Here is an 18,633-nt window from a genome sequence, read left to right as displayed (position 1 = left end):
CTCAACTTCTTTTAGTCTGTATTTATATGCAAGTGCATAGAAATCAAAAAAAGAGATTGGAGACAAACATGAAGGTAGCGGTATTAGGTGGCGGGCACGGTTGTTACGCAGCAGCGGCAGACTTGAGCGAACAGGGCCACGAGGTCCGTTTATGGCGTCGTGATACGGCCCAGTTGCAGCCCTTGCTGGACCGGCCAGTCATGACCTTGAAAGACGAAGCAGGCGAGCGCGAAATCCCCATTGCCAAAGTCTGCGCCGATATTGGCGAGGCCATCGCCGGTGCCGACCTGGTACTGATTCCTTCGCCCGCCATTGCACAAACCGATATTGCCCGCGTCATGGCTCCGCACCTGACAGACGGCCAGGTCGTATTTCTGCCCCCAGGCACCTTTGGCTCCTTCATCATGAGCGAGATCGTGCGCGGCACCGGCAACAAGGCCGATGTCAGCTGGGCCGAAACCGGCACCCTGCCCTGGCTGGCCCGCAAACATGGCGATACCGTCATCAACATCACCACCCGCGCCACCCGCCTGCCTACTGGCGTGTACCCTGCGCGGAACACCGATCATGCCCTGGAGGTGATTGGCAAGGTCTTCCCCAGCGTGGAGCGCTGCGAAGATGCCCTGTCCGGTGCCCTGATGAACGCCGGCCCCATCATCCACCCACCGCTGATCATGATGAACGCCGGCCCGCTGGAGCACTTCCCGGCCTGGGACATTCATAACGAAGGCACTCAGCCTTCGGTCCGTGCCGTGACCACGCAACTGGACAATGAGCGCATGCGCATTCGTGAAGCGCTGGGCTACGGTGCCCCGCACTTCCCGCTGTCCGACCATTATGAAAACGATCAGTGGATGTATGGCGACCGTTCCTCGCACTCCAAGCTGGTGAAAAGCGGCGACTGGCGCGAGAAGATCGACCTGCACGAACATCGTTACATGCGTGAAGACACCATGCTGGGTCTGGCCTTCTTTGCATCGGTAGCCGACTGGGCCGGTGTAGATGCTCCCGTCACCAAAGGCTTGCTGGCGATTGCCGGTGCCATCGTGGGTGAAGATTTGCGCCAAGGCCAACGCACACTGGCCAGCCTGGGTCTGGACACGATGAGCCGCGAGCAACTGCAAGAGATGCTGCAAGCCGGGAGAGCCTGATGAACGCGCCCGCCCCGATCAAACGTATCGTTGCGGTGGGCGCAGGTCGCATGGGGCGGGGCATCGCCCTGGCCTATGCGCTGCGCGGCCAAGCCGTGACCTTACTGGATTTCAAACCCCGTCAGCCTGCTGATAGTGTCCGTCTGGACGCCGAAATACGCCAGGAGTTGCGTGCCACGCTGGAACAACTGGCCGACCTGGGCATGTTCGCCACCGAACAGATCGACGACCATCTGGCCTGCATCAGCGTCGCCCCCTTGAGCGCAGCGGCGCAAGTGCTGGGCCAGGCCGATCTGATTTATGAAGGCGTGCCCGAAACACAAGAAGCCAAGACCGACGCCCTGGGACGTATCGGTGAACTGGCCCGGCCCGATGCGCTGATCGCCTCCACCACTTCCACCATGCTGGCCTCGGATCTGGCCCCCATGTTGAGCCATCCGGAGCGTTTCCTGAACGCACATTGGCTTAACCCGGCATTCCTGATTCCACTGGTCGAAATCAGTGCCCACCCCGGCACCAGCGAGCAGACCTTGAGCCGTCTGCAAAGCAATCTGGAATCCATCGGCAAAGTGCCTGTGGTCTGTGGTTGCCACCCCGGTTTCATCGTTCCACGCCTGCAAACCCTGATCATGAATGAGGCCGCTCGCATGGTTGAGGAAGGCGTAGCCAGCGCAGCCGATATTGATAAGGCCACCCGCTACGGCCTGGGTTTCCGCTTTGCCAGCATCGGCGTGCTGGAGTTCATCGACTACGGCGGCAACGACATTCTGTATCACGCCGGGCAATACCTGTCGCAGAACCTGGACCCGGAACGCTACGCCGTACCCGACATCATCACCCGTTATATGGAAAGTGGACGCAACGGTCTGCGCAGCGGACAAGGCTTTCACGAATACCCGGTGGACCAGCAACAAGCGTATCGACGCGACGTGCTGGCCCGCGTACTGGGAATGCTGGATCACATCGGCCTGGCCCCTGCCCGCGCCGAACACCTTGCCAAGGAGACACAGGAATGAAAAAAACCGCTGCGTTGCTGTTTGCCCTGATGAGCTGTCACGGTCTGAGCCAGGCTCAGGAAGTCCCCACCTTGCGGGTAGGCTGGACCATTCCGGGCGAGGAAGCCAAGTACCTGATGGCCAAGCGCCCCGAGCTGTTCCCGCAACTGGGCAAGAAATATCAAATCCAGTGGACTCAGTTCCAGGGCACTTCGCCCATGGTGCAAGCCATGCGTGCTGGCGTTCTGGAATGCTCCACCATGGCCCCCATGTCGCTGGCCAATGGCGCTATTGAAAGCGGTCTGGAAGCCTATATCGTGGCCCAGCACGTGCACTCGGACGATGACCACTTCTCCGTCTACTGGGCCGTCAAGGAAGACAGCCCGATCAAGACCGCGGCGGACCTGAAAGGCAAGGTCATTGGCACCAATGCTTATGGAGCCGGTGTGTACTTCGACATGCTGCTGTGGCTGCGCCAGAACGGTATTGACCCGGACAAGGATGTAAAAATCGTTGAAACCGGCTTTCCACCTGCAGCTGACGCGATTCGCAGTGGCCGTATTGATGCCGGTCCCATGGCCCAGCCCTTTGCCCTGCTGAACGAGAAGAAAGGCGGTTTGCGCAAACTGTTCTCCCTGTCCGAAGTGGCCAGCCCATCCGTACAGATTTTCGAAGCCTGCAGCAAATCCTATAGCGACGCCAATCCCGAAGTGGTGCGCGCCTATGTGCAGGACTTGAAAACGGCCATGGGCATGCTCAGCAAAGACCCTGCACTGGCCGTAGAAGTCACGGCACAAATTACCCGTGCGCCCAAGGACTTGCTGGCCCAGTACCTGTTCACCGACAAGGACTTTGCCCGCGTCCCGGATATGCAGCCCAATCTGGAATCCATCCAGGGCACCTACGACCGCTATCACAAGGCTGGTTTCCTGAAGAAAGCCTTGAACGTGCAGGACTTTTATCGGGCTGATTTACGCGAGGCAACACCATGATTGAACTGGATGGTGTCGGTAAAACCTTTAACACCCGGCAGGGCCGCAGCCATACGGCCCTGCAAGACATCGCCCTGAGCATTCCGGCAGGGCGATTCGTGTCTATTCTGGGACCCAGCGGTTGCGGCAAAAGCACCCTGCTCTATATGTTAGGGGGCTTTGAGTCCTGCTCCAGCGGCCAGATCCGCGTCAAGGGCAAGCCCATTACCGGCCCAGGCCCGGACCGGGGCCCGGTGTTTCAGGAGTACGCCCTGTTCCCCTGGAAAACCGTGCTGGGAAACGTGGCCTACGGCATGCGCGAACAAGGCATGCCCAAGGACCAGGCCGAACAGCGCGCCAGCGAATGGCTGGACAAGGTCAAGCTGGGGCCTTACGCCTCCTTCTATCCACGTGAACTGTCCGGCGGTATGCGTCAGCGTGCGGCCATCGCCCGCACCCTGGCCTATGAGCCGGACATCCTGCTGATGGACGAGCCCTTCGGGGCGCTGGATGCCCACACGCGCGTCACCCTGCAAACGGAACTGCTCAGCTTGTGGGAGCAGTTACGCAACACCGTGGTCTTTGTGACGCACGGCGTGGACGAGGCCGTCTTCCTGTCCGATACCGTGATTGTCATGACTGGCTCGCCCGGCCGCATCAAGGAGGTAGTGGAGATTGACCTGCCCCGCCCCCGCGTCCGTAGCGAGCTGCTGCGCAATCCGGTCTATCAGGAAACCATTATTCGTCTGGAGCAATCCTTGATGGCGGAGGCCCACCCATGACGCCACAGCACTGGTATGAACATCGCTGGGCCTCCTTGGTCATGGCGGCCATTCTGGTGCTGCTGGCCTGGGCAGGGCTGGCCCGTTGGGTAGGGCTGGATTCCTTCCCCAGCCCTTGGGCGGCCTTGGGCGAACTGCCTGCCCTGATCAGCGACCCGATGGCCTGGTCGGCAATCCTGCAGTCGGTTGGCCGCATGTTTGCCGGTTATGCCCTGGCACTGGTCGTGGCCGTCCCCCTGGGTCTGGCCATGGGCCGCAGCCGCCTGGTCTATACCGCTTTCTATCCTCTGGTGGCCCTGGCCTATCCCATGCCCAAAGCGGCCTTGATGCCGATCTTGATGCTGTGGTTCGGTCTGGGGGATTTCTCCAAGATCCTGGTTATTGCGCTGGGCGTGTCCCTGCCTTTGCTCTATCACAGCTATCACGGCGCAACCCGCATCGAGCCCAAGCTGATCTGGGTCGCCCAGTCCATGGGCATGGGACCCATTGCCCGTCTGGGCAAGATTGTTCTGCCCGCCTCCTTGCCGGAAGTCATGATTGGCTGCCGTGTCGGGGTGGTCATGGCCCTGATCGTGATGGTGTCCTCCGAGATGATTGCGCGTCAGGAAGGTATAGGCAATCTGCTGTTCACCTCCATGGATATGGCGCAGTACTCCACGGTGTATGCCGTCATCATGCTGCTGGCCGTGCTGGGCATTGCCTGCGATGCGCTGTTCGAGTTTGTCCGCAAACGCTGCACACACTGGCATGACTCGACCCAGAGCCTGATGGACAAAGGATGACGCTATGACCACCAAAACCTTAGCCTCACCGGGACAAGCTATGCGTTCTACTCCAACCCGCCCGGCCAAACGCCGGGACTTGTCGGGACTGTCTTTGTGCATCAGTCCAGCCTTGATGCTGATTGTCTGGGAGCTGTGCACGCGCTCGGGCTGGGTCAGCCCGCAATTATTGCCTGCCCCCTCTTCCATTCTGATGCGTGTATTGGAACTGGCCGGTCAGGCGGACTTCTGGCAGAACCTGGGCATCACCGTCTACCGCCTGATCAGTGGTTTGCTGATTGCCTGTGTGGCCGGTGTGGCCCTAGCGCTGATTGCACAGTTGACGCGCTGGAGCTCGTTTCTGCTGGATGCCCTGATCCGTCTGCTGGCCCCTATCCCCAAGATCGCCCTTTACCCGGCACTGATCCTGATCATGGGGTTTGAAAGCTCATCGAAAATCGCTCTGGTGGTCTCGGATGCGATTTTCCCTGTGCTGATGGCCAGTTGGGTGGCTGCGCAAACGGTGGACCGCAAGCTGATCTGGTCGGCGCGTGCCGCCGGGACATCTCGCAGTGCCTGCCTGTGGAAAATCATTTTGCCCGCCATCAGCCCGACCGTGCTGGCCGGTGTACGGGTGGCAGGCGTCATTGCCTGCGTGGTGGTCTTTCTGGCCGAGATGATTGCCTCCACCGACGGTCTGGGCCATATGCTGACCGCCGCCGCACGCAGCTACCGCACGATTGATATGTTTGTACCCTTGGTCTGGATCTGTGTGCTGGGCTTCGCACTGAACCTGACGATTGCCGCTTTGCAGCGCAAAGTGGATCATACGAACTGATACTGAACCAACCACTTGCCCGGCCAATGGCAGCGCTGGCCGGGCTTTCGCAGGCTCACTCAATCACTCTGAACGAGTAGCCTGCTTTTTTTGCATCAAGGAAGCCGCTTCACTATGGCCAGCCGTACTCTGACTGACGCCTATACCGGGCACGATACGTTTATCCCCTATCTGCTCAATCGCAGCACCTCGGCCTTAAATGCTGACTTTCAAACCTTGCTGCGCAGCCATGAACTGACCCTGCTGCACTGGCGTGTGCTGGCTTTTCTGAACGAAACCGATGGCCTGGGCGTCAGTACCCTGGCGCAATATACCGACGTGGATCAAACCACCTTGTCGCGCGCCCTGGTGGTAATGGAAAACGCGGGCCACCTGTCCCGCCAGCCCGACCCGCTGGACCAGCGCCGTGTACTGATCCATCTGCATGAGCAAGGTCGCCAGCACTTTCTGCGTGTTCTGCCCGCGGCTCTGGACATTCATCACCGCGCCATCCAGGGCTTTTCGGCGGAAGAACTGACCCAGTTGCGCCAGTTCCTGAACCGCATTCGCGCCAATATCAATGGAGATGCGCGCTAAATAGCCCGCCCTGTGCCTTTTTATAAAGCGTCCGTGTGACCGTTTTCATGCCGTTGTCACCCTGAATCCGCCCCCAATCGGGGCGCGTTGCTTTTAAAGACCCACGCATGAAATGGACATTCAAGGGTATGAGCCTTTATTTACGTCAGGAAAGACCATAAAATGATAATGATTAACATTTAGTAGCGCAGCCTCCTGCCTGAGATGTCCTGCCAGGCAAGCTTGGCTTTCTTACGGAAAATAAGATCTCGTGACTCTCTCCCCTACCCGTGCTGGACGTCGCCAGCTTTTGCTGGCTGCCGCAGCCAGCCCTTTGCTGTTTGGCGTTCCCCGCCTGCTTCGCGCCCAAGACGGTCCCCTGAAAATTGCCCTGCTGACATCCTTGTCCGGCCCCTTCGCCTCCTTGGGCGAAAGCATGCGCGCCGGTCTGGAGTTGATGCTGCAACAGTGCAATTACGAGATGGGCGGGCGCAAGGTGCAGTTGCTGGTAGAAGACGACCACGGCAAACCGGACGAAGCCATCCGTAAAGTGCGCAAGCTGATCGAGCGCGACAAGATCGACGTTCTGGGCGGTGTCATCAGCGCCAATATCGCACTGGCCATTCGTGACATCGTGCACGATGCGCAACTGCCTACCTTCATTTCCAATGCCGCTGCCAATGGCCTGGCTCGTGAAGCAGCCAGCCCCTACGTATTCCGCCCCACCAAAACCAGCTGGATGCTGGGCCACACCGGCGCCTTGTGGGCCTTCGAGCACATTGAAAAATCCGGCGGCATCACGCTGGGTTCGGACTACACCGCTGGCCGCGAATACATTGAAGACTTCGCCAATACTTATCAGGAACAAGGCGGCACGCTGGGCGAGCGCATCTGGACACCCCTGGGTACGCCCGACTTCGCGCCCATCCTGATGAATCTGGCTGCCAGCAACCCCAAGTTTGTCTACACCTTCCTGGCCGGTGCCGACGCTGTGCGTTTCCACCAGCAAATGCAGGACTACCAACTGCACGGCAAGATCCAGATCGTGGGCCCCGGTGCCCTGTTCGATCAGGAAGACGTGATTACCGCTGTGGGCGAAGCTGCTTTAGGTGGCGTCAGTACCTTCCACCAATCGCCCGGCGCTCCGGCTGCCCAGGACTTTGTGGCTGCTTACCAGGCCAGCCGTGGCCGTTTGCCCGGCGAAGCCAGCACCTCCGGTTACGTGACCGGCCAGGTCATCAAGGCCGGTCTGGATGCGGTCAAGGGTGATCTGTCCAACAAGGCGGCCTTCAAACAGGCCCTGCTGGACAAGCCTATCAACACCGCCTTTGGCCCCATGGCTTTTGACCCGCGCAATAACCAGTCCATTCTGGATATTTACGTCAACCGGGTGGAAAAAGACGCGCAAGGTCGCCCCTTTAACACGGTGGTCCACACTTACCAGCGTATCCAGGACCCCGGCCCGCGTTCTTGAGCTCCACCTTGTCTTATTTTCTGCTTCAAATCCTCAATGCCCTGTCCTTCTCAGCACTGCTGATGTTGGCGGGGCTGGGGCTGTCTTTAGTGCTCAGCCTGATGAACTTCATCAACCTGACACACGGCTCTTTTTTCCTGCTGGGCGGCTATATCAGCGTCCAGTGGCTGGCATCCGGCGCGCCCTGGTGGCTGGCCTTTCCCGCCGCTTTCGCACTGTGCGGGCTGATGGGCCTGTTGCTGGACCGCTTCCCCTTTCGCCAGTTCTACCAGCGCACCCACTTGATGCAGGTGCTGCTGACCTACGGCCTGTCCGTCATTCTGGCGGATTTGATGCGCTGGGGTTTCAGTGCCGACACGCTCTCGCCCATGCTGCCGCAAGTGCTGCGTGGCGGGTTGTGGATCATGGGCTTGCCCTTCCCCACCTATCGCCTGTTCCTGATCGTCACCGGCCTGACGCTGGCCTTGCTGTTCTGGTTCCTGCTGGATCGCACCCTGTGGGGTGCCGCCATTCGCGCTTGCGTGCAGGACGCCCAGATTGTCGAAACCCTGGGCTTGAACTCGCGTCGCCTGTTCGCCATCGGCATGGCACTGGCCGCCGGTCTGGCCGGTTTGGGCGGCGCCCTGGGCGCTGGCATGCTGTCGGTCTACCCCGGTCTGGATGAAGAAATCCTCTTGCTGGCCTTGCTGGTGGTGGTCATTGGCGGCTTGAACTCGGTACGCGGCACCTTGCTGTGCGCGCTGATTCTGGGTTTCGTCACCACCTTTGCCCGCGTCTGGGTTCCAGCCTTTGCCAATGCCGCCACCTTGGCCGTCATGCTGGGCCTTCTGCTTTGCTGGCCCAATGGCTTGAGCAAATCCGCTACGCGTCAGGTTTAAATGAACAAGCTCAACACCTGCCTGCTGCGCACTGGACTTTGGCCTGCTCTGGCTTGCCTGGTCTTGCTGAGCAGCTATTTCTGGGGCGACGCCTTCTTATGGCGCTTTGGCACCGAAGCTCTACTGATCGGTTGCGCTGTCCTTAGCATCAACCTACTGATTGGTTACGGCGGCCTGGTCACCCTGGGCCACGGTGCGGTTTTCGGCTTTGCCGCCTACGCCACCGCCGTCAGCAGCCAGTATTGGGGCGCGCCCCTGCCGCTGATGCTGCTGGTGGGCATTGTGGCGGGCACCCTGCTATCCATATTGATGGCGCTGATCAGCCTGCGCAGTTCCGAGCTGTTTTTCATGGTGGCTACGCTGGTCGCCGGGCAATTGATCTGGGAAGTCGCGTTTCGCTGGCGTGATGTCACCGGCGGTGCCGATGGCCTGCGCGGTTTCCCGCGTCTGAGCCTGGGCGATCTGCCCTTGAGCGCCCCCTACACCCTGATGATTCTGGCCCTGGCGCTGGCGGTCATCTGCTGGTTGCTGCTGCGTTCTTTCAGCCGCGCCCCAATCGGGCTGGCCTTGACCGGTCTGCGCGATCAGCCCTTGCGCATGGCCGCCCTGGGTTATCAGGCATGGCGTATCCGCCTTTACACCTTCATGATTGCGGGTGCGGTAGCGGGTGCTGCTGGCGGCCTGTATCCCTTTGCGAATCAGTACGTCAGCCCGCAGCAAGTGCATTGGAGCTTCTCGGCCACGCTCATCATCATGGGTGTGATCGGTGGCATACGCACCTGGCGTGGCGCATTTATTGGGGCCACCTTCTATCTGTTTGCCCAGACCTACCTGAGCTCCTACACGGATCGTTGGCAGTTACTGGTAGGTTTGATCTTTGTGCTGACAGTTCTGTTCATGCCCAATGGTCTGGCAGAACGACGCAAGAGGTCTGCATGAGCGTTTTATTAAGCACTCGCGAACTGGCCTTGCAGGTAGGCGGTCTGGATATCCTGACGGACGTCAGCCTGGAGCTGCGTGCGGGCGAAACCCTGGGGCTGATTGGCCCCAATGGCGCAGGTAAAACCACACTGTTCAACATCATCAGTGGTCTGGCCACTCCTTCCAGCGGTCAGGTATTCCTGGAAGGCAAGGACCTGCGCAGTCTGGGCCCGATTGAACGCGCCAAACAAGGTATGGTGCGCAGCTTTCAGACCAGCCGTATTTTTCCTGAACTGACCCTGCTGCAAAACCTGGCTCTGGCCGTGCGCATCAAAAAAGATTGCGCCTACCACTGGTGGGGCCGCAAGGCCGCCCGCGCCGCCAGCCAAGAAGCAGCCGAAGCATTGCTGGAACATAGCGCCCTGGCCGGCCGGGGCCATGTGCTGGGTCGATCCTTGTCCTATGGAGAGCAGCGCATTCTGGATTTGCTGATCGCCCTGGCGCAGCAACCCCGCGTGCTCTTGCTGGACGAGCCTACCGCTGGTCTGTCCGAGTCCGAATCGCGTGAAGTCATGGCATTGGTCCACGCCATGCGCGGCCAATGTGCCGTGCTGCTGATCAGCCATGACATTGATATTGTTTTCCAGGAATGTGACCGAATTGCCGTGCTGTCATCGGGCACCTTGTTGACCTGCGACACCCCGGACGCCGTGCGCCAGCACGAAGGCGCGCGTCAGGCCTATCTGGGCGAACTGGCTTTGGAGGCGGCATGAGCACAGCGCTGAACATCTCCGGCCTGCATGCACGCTACGACCGTGCCGACATTCTGCAAGGAATTTCGCTGGATATCCCCGCCGGGCAAAGTGTGGCCCTGCTGGGCCGCAACGGCGCCGGAAAAACCAGCCTGCTGCACTGCCTGTTCAATATGGGCCCGCAGTGGAGCGGACAAATCAATGTGCACGGGAAAAACATTGCAGGTTGGCCCACGCACAAAATCGCCCTGCTGGGCATGGCTTTGGTACCACAAGGCCGGGGCCGTTTCCCAACGCTGACCGTGCAGGAAAGCCTGCGTTTGGCCGGGCTGGCACGGCGTCCGCGCTCGGATGATCGTTGGACGCTGAACAGCATCTACGAAGCCATGCCGCGTCTGTACGAACGCCGCCAGTCCTCCTGCTCCGCCTTGAGCGGTGGCGAACGACAATTGCTGGCACTGGCCCGTGCGCTGCTGACGCAGTCCTCCATTATTGTTCTGGACGAACCCAGCGAAGGCCTGGCTCCCATGACGATTCAGGACACCTTGTTGCCGCAGCTGCAAACGCTGAACGAGCAAGGTATTACCGTACTGATCGCCGAACAGAATTTAAGTCTGGCTCTGCAGTTGGCCGAACGCGCTTTGTTATTGGGTAATGGTCAGCTGGTGTATGACGGCCCTGCCGAGCAACTGCGCCAGGACGCCGCCCTTTTGCAACGCCATCTGGGACTTTGACATGCTGTCCGTATACAGTTTGTCGCTTCCCTTGCCCGACGGTATGGAATCCTGGTTACGAAACCAGGTTCCCGACCACACCTTGGCGGTGATTGCCCGTCGCAGACAGCAGTCGGACCAGCATTTAAGCCTGCTGGCCCACGGTGCGCTGCGCCATTTTCTGGCGCCCTTGCTGGGCTGCACGCCACGCGCCGTTCCCATCACCCAACTGGAACATGGCAAGCCCGTGCTGGATCTGGACGATGCCGATCTGCACTTTAGCCTGTCGCACAGCGGCGAGCGTGTGCTGATTGGAATTGCCGACCGAACTATAGGCATAGACATCGAGGCCATGCGCCTGCCCGTCAAAGCAGGGCTGGTCGAACATTGCAGTGTGCCGTCCGAGCGGTCCTGGCTAAAGAGCGATCTGGACTTCTACGCGCTTTGGTGTGGCAAAGAGGCCGCCCTGAAACATGCAGGCACGGGTTTTCATATTCAGCCTCAAGAATTATCCTTGGACGGTCACCCAGATCATGGATGCACCGTACAATCCCCCCATCCCATCTTGCAAGGTTTGGTGGTGCACAGTCACCGGCCGGTGGAAAACTATGCCGCCGCCATCTGCCTGAACACCCCCTTTGCTCCGTGGACAGTCAGCTTTTTGGACAGCGCTCAACTGCCTGACACCAAGCTGACTGAGCACGAGTAAATCTGACAAGCCTGCTTATTTATGTAATAGTTCTCATTACCATGATGAAATCTATTCCTGTTGAACAAATTTGGCCTGACGCTTTTGCCCAGCGATACCGCGATGCTGGACACTGGCAAGGGGAAACTTTTGGCGCTTTGCTGCGCACGCGCGCGCAAAACCACCCGGAACGCGAAGCCATTGTTGGCGGCACCCAGCGCTGGACCTATGGCGCGCTGGACCAGTACGCCAGTCAGATCGCGGCGGGCCTGCTGCAAGCCGGTCTGCGCAAGGGCGACCGCGTCCTGGTGCACCTGCCCAACATCCCTGAGTTTGTCAGTGTGATCTTTGGCCTGTTCCGTGCCGGTCTTTTGCCCGTGTACGTCCTGCCTGCGCACCGCATCACCGAAGTCGAACACTTTGCCAATACTGCTCAAGCGCGCGCCTATATTGGTGTGGACGCTCATGCCGGTTTTGACTACCTGCCTTTGGTACGCGAACTGCGTGAACGCTGCCCGCAGGTCGAGCAGGTTTACATCGTGGGCGACGCACAAGAATTTACGTCCCTGGCCCAGTTGCAAAGCAGCGCTGCCAATGTAGACGTACCCGTATCGGCGGCCCAGCCTTCCGAAGTGGCGTTCCTGCAAATCTCGGGGGGCAGCACCGGCTTGTCCAAGCTGATCCCCCGCACGCACGACGACTACATCTACACCTTGCGCGAGAGCGCCAAGATTGCCGGACTGGACGAGAACAGTGTGTTTCTGGGCGCTTTGCCCATTGCCCACAACTTCCCCATGAGTTCACCCGGTTTTCTGGGTGCACTGTACGCCGGAGCCAAAGTGGTGCTGAGCCCCGCCCCCAGCCCGGACGTTTGCTTTGAGCTGATCGAGCGCGAAGGCGTAACCGACACCAGTCTGGTCCCCCCGCTGCTGATGCTGTGGATGGATGCAGCCACCAAGACCGATGCCAAGCTGGATTCATTGAAAGTAATCCAGGTGGGCGGTGCCAAATTGAACGCCGAAGCGGCCAAGCGTGTACGTCCCACTCTGGGTGTGACCTTGCAGCAGGTGTTCGGCATGGCCGAAGGCCTGGTGAACTACACCCGCCTGGACGATCCCGAGGACACCATCATCAACACACAGGGCCGCCCCATCAGCCCGGACGATGAAATCCTGATCGTGGACGACAACGGCAATCCGGTCGCCCCTGGGGAAACCGGCTATTTACTGACACGGGGTCCTTACACGATCCGTGCCTACCACAACAACCCCGCGGCCAATGCCCGCTCCTTTACCGAGGACGGCTTCTATCGCACAGGCGACGTGGTACGCATGACGCCCGAAGGCTACTTGATGGTTCAGGGTCGTGCCACTGACCACATCAACCGCGCTGGCGAAAAAATCTCCGCCGAGGAAATTGAAGATCATCTGCTGGCTCACCCGCAGGTCTTTGATGCTGCCGTGGTATCGGTGCCCGACGAGTTTCTGGGCGAGCGCAGCTGCGCTTTCATCATCCCCAAGGATGACAAGCCCCGCGCGATTGAACTGAAGAAATGGATACGCAGCCGCGGTCTGGCCGACTTCAAAGTGCCGGATCAAATCGTGTTTGTGGACCGTTTCATGGAAACTGCGGCCCTGAAGATCAGCCGCAAGGAATTGCGCGCCCAACTGCGCGAACAACTCGAAAACACAACGCAAGAATAATCATGAGTACTGCACTTACCCTGGAACGCATGCGCGCAGATATTGCCGCCATGCTGCATGAAGACCCCCAGGACATTCTGGATGATGACAATCTGATCGACCTGGGTCTGGACTCCATGCGCGTCATGACCCTGGCCACCCGCTGGCGCGAAGCTGGCGCTCCTATCGAGTTTTCCGAGATGGCCTCGGTGGTCACCTTGGGCCAGTGGTGGTCCCTGATCGAACGCGCCCAACAAAACGGCCGTTGATTTTCTTACTGCAACACGCTTATGTTTAGCTCCCCTTCCGAACTGCCATTGCGCCCCCTGACCGAAGCACAAGAAGGTCTGTGGTACGCCCAGCGTTTGGACCCGCTCAACCCGATTTTCAATACCGGGCACTGCACGCATATCCATTCGGCGCTGGACACCGCGCTGTTTGCGCAAGCCATCAATCTGACGCTGACCGAAGCCGATGCCTTGACCTTGCGCATGGTGGACACGCCAGACGGCCCGGCCCAGTACCTGCGCCCGCAAGAGCCCATTCAACTGGAAATTGTGGACCTGTCTGCCCACGCAGACGGGGCCGAACAAGCCCAAGCCCAGCTGATGGCGGACCTGCGCACACCGCTGGACCCAACCGTTGCGCCACTGGCACGGCACATCCTGTTTGTACTGGGGCCCAAGCACCATCTTTGGTATCAGCGTATCCATCATCTGGCCGCTGACGGCTATGGCATGGCACTGATCGAGACGCGAGTGGTCAAGCTCTACAAGGCCCTGCTAAGTGGCCGTGAAGATCATGGGCATGCGCTGGAATCGTTCACCCTTTTGCAGGATGACGATCAAAGCTATCGGAATAGCGAGCGCCGCAGCAAGGACAGACAGTTCTGGCTGGACACATTAAGCGATGCAGAACCCGCCCAAAGCCTGAGCGAATCCCAGGCTTTGAGCGATCATCATTTCCTGCTGGCACGCAGCGCCGTCAAGCCCGAACTGACAGCCAGCCTGCAAGCATTGGCACAAAGCAGCGACATCAGCTGGCCAGACATTCTGACGGGCCTGACCGCCGCCTATGTGCGCCGTCACACCCGCCAGGACGAATGCACGGTGGGCGTGCCCTGGATGGGCCGTCTGGGCCATATCAGTGCCCGTATCGTCTCCACCGTCATGAACGTGGCACCGCTGCGTTTGCAGATCGACGAATCCCAGCCCTTGAATCAGTACCTGATCCAGGTTTCCAAGGCTCTGCGTCAGGCACGTCGTCATGGCCGCTACCGTAGTGAACAACTGCGCCGTGATCTGGGTTTGCTCGGTGGCATGCGCCGCCTGCACGGCCCCATCATCAACGTGCTGCCGTTCGATGCGCCCTACGAACAAGCGGGCCTGACCGCCAGCCAGACCGTGCTGTGCGCTGGCCCCGTGGAAGACTTGAACTTCACCTTCCGCGCCCAACCCGATGCCAGTGGCTTGCGTCTGGAAGTGGAAGCCAACCCGCGTCTGTACACCGACGAGCAGATTCAAACCCATCTGGTCCGTCTGGAGCAGTTCCTGCTGCGCGCTTTGCAGGCTGAAACCCTGTCTGCCGTGCCGACCTTGACGGATGCCGAACACCACCACTGGATTGAGACCGTCAACCAGACCGCTCACCCAGTTCCTGAAACAACGCTGTGGGCACTGATCCACGCCCAGTTGCAGGCTCACCCGGAAAAAAGTGGCCTGGAATTTGAGGGCAAGAAGCTCAGCTACGCCCAGATCAACGAACAAACCGCCAATCTGGCCGCGCAACTGCGTCTGGCCGGTGTGCAGACCGGCGACATCGTTGCCGTGGCCCTGCCTCGTTCGCTGGAGCTGGTGCTGTCCTTGCTGGCTATTCACCGTGCTGGTGCTGCCTACTTGCCGCTGGATCTGGACCAGCCTGCCGATCGCCTGAACACCATCTTGCAGGCCGCTCAACCGCGACTGCTGGTCGGCCAGCCCGGTTGCACGCTCAATGCCTCTTTGCTGGTCCCGCAGCCTGAACAAACCTGCACTGCGCCAGACTGGGCCACCGCCGGTCCGCACGATCCTTCCTACCTGATCTACACCTCCGGCTCTACCGGCACCCCCAAAGGCGTGCTGGTCAACCACGACGCCATCGTCAATCGTCTGGTATGGATGCAAACGCACTACAGCATTGGTGCCGGTGATCGAATTTTGCAGAAAACCCCGGCCACGTTTGACGTGTCGGTGTGGGAGTTCTTCCTGCCCTTCCTGTCAGGTGCAACCTTGGTCGTCGCCCCACCACAAGCGCACCGCGATCCGGCTCATATTGCCCGCCTGATGCGCGAACAAAGCATCACAGTGCTGCACTTTGTGCCCTCCATGCTCAGCGCCTTCCTGGATGAGCCTGCCGCTCGTGGACTGGCTCCGCGCCTGGTGTTTTGCAGTGGTGAAGAACTGTCGGCCGCTACCCGCGACCGCTTCCATTCTCTGCTGAACGCCGAGCTGCACAATCTGTACGGCCCAACCGAAGCTGCCGTGGACGTGTCCTACTGGCCTGCGTCGCGGGATGACCAATCCCAGCCTGTGCCCATCGGTTTCCCCGTATGGAACACCGCCCTGTACATTCTGGACGAGCAGTTACAACCTGTACCGCCCGGCGTGGCCGGTCATCTTTACCTGGCTGGCCGACAGTTGGCACAAGGCTACTGGGGCCGCCCGGACCTGACTGAAGAACGCTTTGTGCCCGACCCTTACGCCCTGCATGGCGACCGCATGTACGCCACCGGCGATGTGGCCCGCTGGCGTGAAGATGGCGCGGTTATTTTCCTGGGCCGCTCCGATCACCAGATCAAACTGCGCGGTCAACGTATCGAGCTGGGTGAAATTGAAGCCTTGCTGGCGCGTCATCCCGATGTGGCCCACGTAGCCGTGATTGCCCGTGAAGACATACCCGGTCAAATGGCGATTGTGGCTTACTGGGTACCGCAAGCAGGCAGCCAGTGCACGGACAACACGCTGGCCGCTTATGTAGGCGAGCACTTGCCGTCCTACATGGTGCCCAGCGCCTGGATCAGCCTGGATGCCCTGCCGGTGACAGCCAACGGCAAGCTGGACCGCAAGGCGCTGCCCGTTCCTGCCTTGCAGGCCCGCTCGGCAGGCTTGCCGCTGGACGGTGCCACTCAGCACCAAATTGCCGCTGCTTTCGCCACCGTACTGGAAAGCAGCGAAACGTTTTACGCCGACGACGACTTCTTCGCCTTGGGCGGACACTCGCTGCTGGCTGCCAAACTGGCCTTGATACTGCGTGAAGCACGCGGTCAGGCCGTATCAATTGGCACTATTTTTGAATACCCCACTATTGCCCGTCTGGCCAAACATCTGGATCAGTCTGGCAGCGCGGCAGCCGATGGTTTTGGTGCCGTCATCACCTTGCGTCCGGGGCCGAACGATCAGCCCGCGCTGTTTGTGGTTCACCCGGCCGGTGGTTTGTCCTGGTGCTATGCGGCACTGGCACGTCACCTGCCTGCCGGCCGCGCTGTTTATGGCTTGCAAGCCAGTGTGCTGTCTGACGCCTCGCTAGGTCTGGATGGCAGCCTGGATGCCATGGCCAAGGTGTATGTGGATCGTATCGAGCAAGTTCAAGCACAAGGCCCCTACCATCTGGCAGGCTGGTCCGTGGGCGGCATTATTGCTCAGGCCATGGCCGTGGAGCTGCGTCGTCGCGGTCAACTGGTAGGCATGTTGTCCTTGCTGGACGCCTATCCCAGCGACGCGTGGCGTAACGAACCGGCCCCCGAGCCCAATGCCATCTACAAGGCGCTGCTGCATATTGCGGGCCACGACCCAGACAGCTTGCCCGACGTTTCCCTGACCCGTCAGGGTGTGGTGGACTTCCTCAAGCGCAGCGGTCACCCGCTGGCCGAGTTGCCCGACACGCGTCTGGACAGCGTATTTCAGGTAGTGGAAAACAATAACCGCCTGGTGCGCCTGTACGAGCATCACGTCTATGACGGCCCCATGCTTTATTTCCGCGCAGCGCTGGATCACGCCGGCACACAATTGCATCCCGATTTGTGGAAGCCCTACACAGGGCAGTTGGATGTGCACGACATTGCCTCCTTGCACGCGCATTTGACCGGTACTGAAGCCGTGGCCATCATGGCCCCGCTGATGGACTCGGCCATGGCTTTTGCCGAACAGGCACAAGCCCAACCTGAACTCGATGTATAAGCCATGTCTGTAAGACGTTTCTTTCTGGATATCTCGCCACTAATCGAAAGTCGAGCATTCCGCTTTGCCTACTTCGCTCGGGCCGCCACGGTGCTGGTCACCGGCATGTTGATGGTGGCTGCCAGCGTGCAGCTTTATGAGCTGACCAAATCCAGTGTGGCCGTTGCTTTCCTGAACGTATCCATGGCCACCCCCATGGTACTGGCACTGATTGCCGGCGGTGTCTTGTCGGACCGCATGGACAGGCGCAGCCTGATGGTCTGGTCGCGCAGTGTCTACATCATCAGCGTGGTGCTGTTCCTGCTCAATACGCTGCTGCCCAACCCGCAGGTCTGGTTGATCTATGTGGCCGCTGCCATTGGTGGTGCGGCAGGCGGGATCAGCGTCCCGGCCATGATGTCCGCTACCCCGACACTGGTCGGTCGAGACAAGCTGGCCGCTGCGGCCGCCCTGTCCGGTCTGGCCATGCAGTTGGGCGGTATTATCGGCCCCGCCTTGGCAGGCGTACTGATCTCCGGTCCTGGTCTGATTTTCTGTTACGTGATTGTCCTGTGCGGTGTCATCGTCACCCCTTTACTCTTGCGTGCTCTGCCGCCCTTGCCTCCGCAAGCGGGCAAGCAGCCCCAGAAAAACGCCTTCCAATCCCTGCGTGATGGCCTTGGTTTTGTGGCCAGCCACCCCTTGCTGCGCGCCCTGTTGCTGATTGATCTGGCTGCCCTGATTCTGGCCACTCCCTTGGCCCTGATGCCCGAGTGGGGCGACACCATTCTGAAAATGGGTGCCACCGCCACCGGCTATCTCTACGCCGCTCCGGCCGTCGGTGCCACGCTAGCTGCCTTATCCAGCGGCTGGTGCCGCCAAGTGTCCCGTCCAGGTGCTGCCATTGTGATTGCCGTGCTGATCTGGGGCCTGGCGGTTGCGGCCCTGTCCCTGCAAACCACGCTGTGGTGGGCGCTGATCTGCCTGGCCATCATGGGTGCTGCCGACACCATCTCCAAAATCATGCGTATGGCGTTGGTTCAGCACCACACCCCCGATTACCTGTTGGGCCGTGTCTCCAGCTTGTGGATGACGCAATATTCCCTGGGCCAGGCCCTGGGCAATATGCAAATGGGTTATCTGTCCCGTCTGCTAGGCCCGGCAGTCGCCGTGGCCGTGGGTGGTTTGGCCTGTGCCGCTGTCGCTTGCGGTTTCGGCGTGTTTAACCAAGGCCTGCGTTCGGCCAGCAAACAGGATGGCCCGCCCAATGCCTGACATC

17 protein-coding genes are annotated in these 18,633 nt (G+C 60.0%); all 17 read left to right on the top strand.

Annotated elements, in window-relative coordinates; genetic code table 11:
* Nucleotides 1-68: 68 nt before the first annotated feature.
* The 17 genes from NBV64_RS02190 (at nt 69) to entS (ending at nt 18,629) form a co-directional block, all read left to right on the top strand.
* The gene (locus tag NBV64_RS02190; protein WP_083054348.1) at nt 69-1,151 is read left to right on the top strand and encodes an NAD/NADP-dependent octopine/nopaline dehydrogenase family protein; all 1,083 of its coding nucleotides are present in this window, start codon (nt 69-71) and stop codon (nt 1,149-1,151) included.
* Entirely contained in the window at nt 1,151-2,167 is a 1,017-nt protein-coding gene (locus tag NBV64_RS02185) for a 3-hydroxybutyryl-CoA dehydrogenase (protein ID WP_250756607.1), read from the top strand. The genes NBV64_RS02190 and NBV64_RS02185 overlap by 1 nt, the downstream gene beginning before the upstream one ends.
* On the top strand, nt 2,164-3,138 hold the full coding sequence (locus NBV64_RS02180; protein ID WP_009462834.1) for an ABC transporter substrate-binding protein: 975 nt from the start codon (nt 2,164-2,166) through the stop codon (nt 3,136-3,138). The genes NBV64_RS02185 and NBV64_RS02180 overlap by 4 nt, the downstream gene beginning before the upstream one ends.
* Complete coding sequence (locus tag NBV64_RS02175; protein ID WP_009462836.1) at nt 3,135-3,899, top strand: ABC transporter ATP-binding protein; 765 nt, start codon at nt 3,135-3,137, stop codon at nt 3,897-3,899. The genes NBV64_RS02180 and NBV64_RS02175 overlap by 4 nt, the downstream gene beginning before the upstream one ends.
* On the top strand, nt 3,896-4,681 hold the full coding sequence (locus tag NBV64_RS02170) for an ABC transporter permease (protein ID WP_035268452.1): 786 nt from the start codon (nt 3,896-3,898) through the stop codon (nt 4,679-4,681). The genes NBV64_RS02175 and NBV64_RS02170 overlap by 4 nt, the downstream gene beginning before the upstream one ends.
* 40 nt (nt 4,682-4,721) lie before the next feature.
* Nucleotides 4,722-5,498 carry an ABC transporter permease gene (locus tag NBV64_RS02165; protein ID WP_235484294.1) on the top strand — a complete coding sequence of 259 codons (777 nt, stop codon included), beginning with the start codon at nt 4,722-4,724 and terminating at the stop codon, nt 5,496-5,498.
* A 114-nt stretch (nt 5,499-5,612) separates the two neighbouring features.
* Nucleotides 5,613-6,074 (top strand): MarR family winged helix-turn-helix transcriptional regulator, encoded by a 462-nt coding sequence (locus NBV64_RS02160; RefSeq protein WP_009462841.1) that lies wholly within the window; start codon nt 5,613-5,615, stop codon nt 6,072-6,074.
* 250 nt (nt 6,075-6,324) lie between these two features.
* Nucleotides 6,325-7,527, top strand: coding sequence for an ABC transporter substrate-binding protein (locus NBV64_RS02155; protein ID WP_230940611.1), 1,203 nt, complete (start codon nt 6,325-6,327; stop codon nt 7,525-7,527).
* A gap of 8 nt (nt 7,528-7,535) precedes the next feature.
* Nucleotides 7,536-8,405, top strand: coding sequence for a branched-chain amino acid ABC transporter permease (locus tag NBV64_RS02150; protein ID WP_250756606.1), 870 nt, complete (start codon nt 7,536-7,538; stop codon nt 8,403-8,405).
* Nucleotides 8,406-9,344 (top strand): branched-chain amino acid ABC transporter permease, encoded by a 939-nt coding sequence (locus NBV64_RS02145; protein ID WP_250756605.1) that lies wholly within the window; start codon nt 8,406-8,408, stop codon nt 9,342-9,344. It abuts the gene before it with no gap.
* Nucleotides 9,341-10,099, top strand: coding sequence for an ABC transporter ATP-binding protein (locus NBV64_RS02140; protein ID WP_250756604.1), 759 nt, complete (start codon nt 9,341-9,343; stop codon nt 10,097-10,099). The genes NBV64_RS02145 and NBV64_RS02140 overlap by 4 nt, the downstream gene beginning before the upstream one ends.
* Complete coding sequence (locus NBV64_RS02135; RefSeq protein ID WP_250756603.1) at nt 10,096-10,812, top strand: ABC transporter ATP-binding protein; 717 nt, start codon at nt 10,096-10,098, stop codon at nt 10,810-10,812. The genes NBV64_RS02140 and NBV64_RS02135 overlap by 4 nt, the downstream gene beginning before the upstream one ends.
* 1 nt (nt 10,813) lies before the next feature.
* On the top strand, nt 10,814-11,500 hold the full coding sequence (locus NBV64_RS02130) for a 4'-phosphopantetheinyl transferase family protein (RefSeq protein WP_250756602.1): 687 nt from the start codon (nt 10,814-10,816) through the stop codon (nt 11,498-11,500).
* Nucleotides 11,501-11,541: 41 nt separating this feature from the next.
* Nucleotides 11,542-13,182 carry a (2,3-dihydroxybenzoyl)adenylate synthase gene (locus tag NBV64_RS02125; RefSeq protein ID WP_009462862.1) on the top strand — a complete coding sequence of 547 codons (1,641 nt, stop codon included), beginning with the start codon at nt 11,542-11,544 and terminating at the stop codon, nt 13,180-13,182.
* A gap of 2 nt (nt 13,183-13,184) precedes the next feature.
* A complete protein-coding gene (locus NBV64_RS02120; protein WP_003804459.1) occupies nt 13,185-13,430 on the top strand; it encodes a phosphopantetheine-binding protein in 246 nt (81 codons plus the stop codon).
* 21 nt (nt 13,431-13,451) lie between these two features.
* Nucleotides 13,452-17,375, top strand: coding sequence for a non-ribosomal peptide synthetase (locus NBV64_RS02115; RefSeq protein WP_250756601.1), 3,924 nt, complete (start codon nt 13,452-13,454; stop codon nt 17,373-17,375).
* 3 nt (nt 17,376-17,378) lie between these two features.
* Complete coding sequence (entS, locus tag NBV64_RS02110; RefSeq protein ID WP_009458558.1) at nt 17,379-18,629, top strand: enterobactin transporter EntS; 1,251 nt, start codon at nt 17,379-17,381, stop codon at nt 18,627-18,629.
* The last annotated feature ends 4 nt before the right edge of the window (nt 18,630-18,633 follow it).

Origin of the sequence: Alcaligenes sp. DN25 (genome assembly GCF_023674485.1) — a bacterium.
Classification (GTDB): Bacteria; Pseudomonadota; Gammaproteobacteria; order Burkholderiales; family Burkholderiaceae_B; genus Alcaligenes; species Alcaligenes phenolicus.
The sequence above is the reverse complement of the archived record's forward strand: the minus strand, read 5'-3'. Positions and strand labels throughout refer to the sequence as shown.

Excerpts from the sequence above, each read along its gene's own strand:
- NBV64_RS02180 (WP_009462834.1), top strand. The coding sequence starts at position 2,164 with ATGAAAAAAACCGCTGCGTTGCTGTTTGCCCTGATGAGCTGTCACGGT.
- NBV64_RS02135 (WP_250756603.1), top strand. The coding sequence starts at position 10,096 with ATGAGCACAGCGCTGAACATCTCCGGCCTGCATGCACGCTACGACCGT.
- NBV64_RS02175 (WP_009462836.1), top strand. The coding sequence starts at position 3,135 with ATGATTGAACTGGATGGTGTCGGTAAAACCTTTAACACCCGGCAGGGC.
- NBV64_RS02125 (WP_009462862.1), top strand. The coding sequence starts at position 11,542 with ATGATGAAATCTATTCCTGTTGAACAAATTTGGCCTGACGCTTTTGCC.
- NBV64_RS02130 (WP_250756602.1), top strand. The coding sequence starts at position 10,814 with ATGCTGTCCGTATACAGTTTGTCGCTTCCCTTGCCCGACGGTATGGAA.
- NBV64_RS02170 (WP_035268452.1), top strand. The coding sequence starts at position 3,896 with ATGACGCCACAGCACTGGTATGAACATCGCTGGGCCTCCTTGGTCATG.
- NBV64_RS02120 (WP_003804459.1), top strand. The coding sequence starts at position 13,185 with ATGAGTACTGCACTTACCCTGGAACGCATGCGCGCAGATATTGCCGCC.
- NBV64_RS02145 (WP_250756605.1), top strand. The coding sequence starts at position 8,406 with ATGAACAAGCTCAACACCTGCCTGCTGCGCACTGGACTTTGGCCTGCT.
- NBV64_RS02165 (WP_235484294.1), top strand. The coding sequence starts at position 4,722 with ATGCGTTCTACTCCAACCCGCCCGGCCAAACGCCGGGACTTGTCGGGA.
- entS (WP_009458558.1), top strand. The coding sequence starts at position 17,379 with ATGTCTGTAAGACGTTTCTTTCTGGATATCTCGCCACTAATCGAAAGT.
- NBV64_RS02160 (WP_009462841.1), top strand. The coding sequence starts at position 5,613 with ATGGCCAGCCGTACTCTGACTGACGCCTATACCGGGCACGATACGTTT.
- NBV64_RS02115 (WP_250756601.1), top strand. The coding sequence starts at position 13,452 with ATGTTTAGCTCCCCTTCCGAACTGCCATTGCGCCCCCTGACCGAAGCA.
- NBV64_RS02190 (WP_083054348.1), top strand. The coding sequence starts at position 69 with ATGAAGGTAGCGGTATTAGGTGGCGGGCACGGTTGTTACGCAGCAGCG.
- NBV64_RS02185 (WP_250756607.1), top strand. The coding sequence starts at position 1,151 with ATGAACGCGCCCGCCCCGATCAAACGTATCGTTGCGGTGGGCGCAGGT.
- NBV64_RS02140 (WP_250756604.1), top strand. The coding sequence starts at position 9,341 with ATGAGCGTTTTATTAAGCACTCGCGAACTGGCCTTGCAGGTAGGCGGT.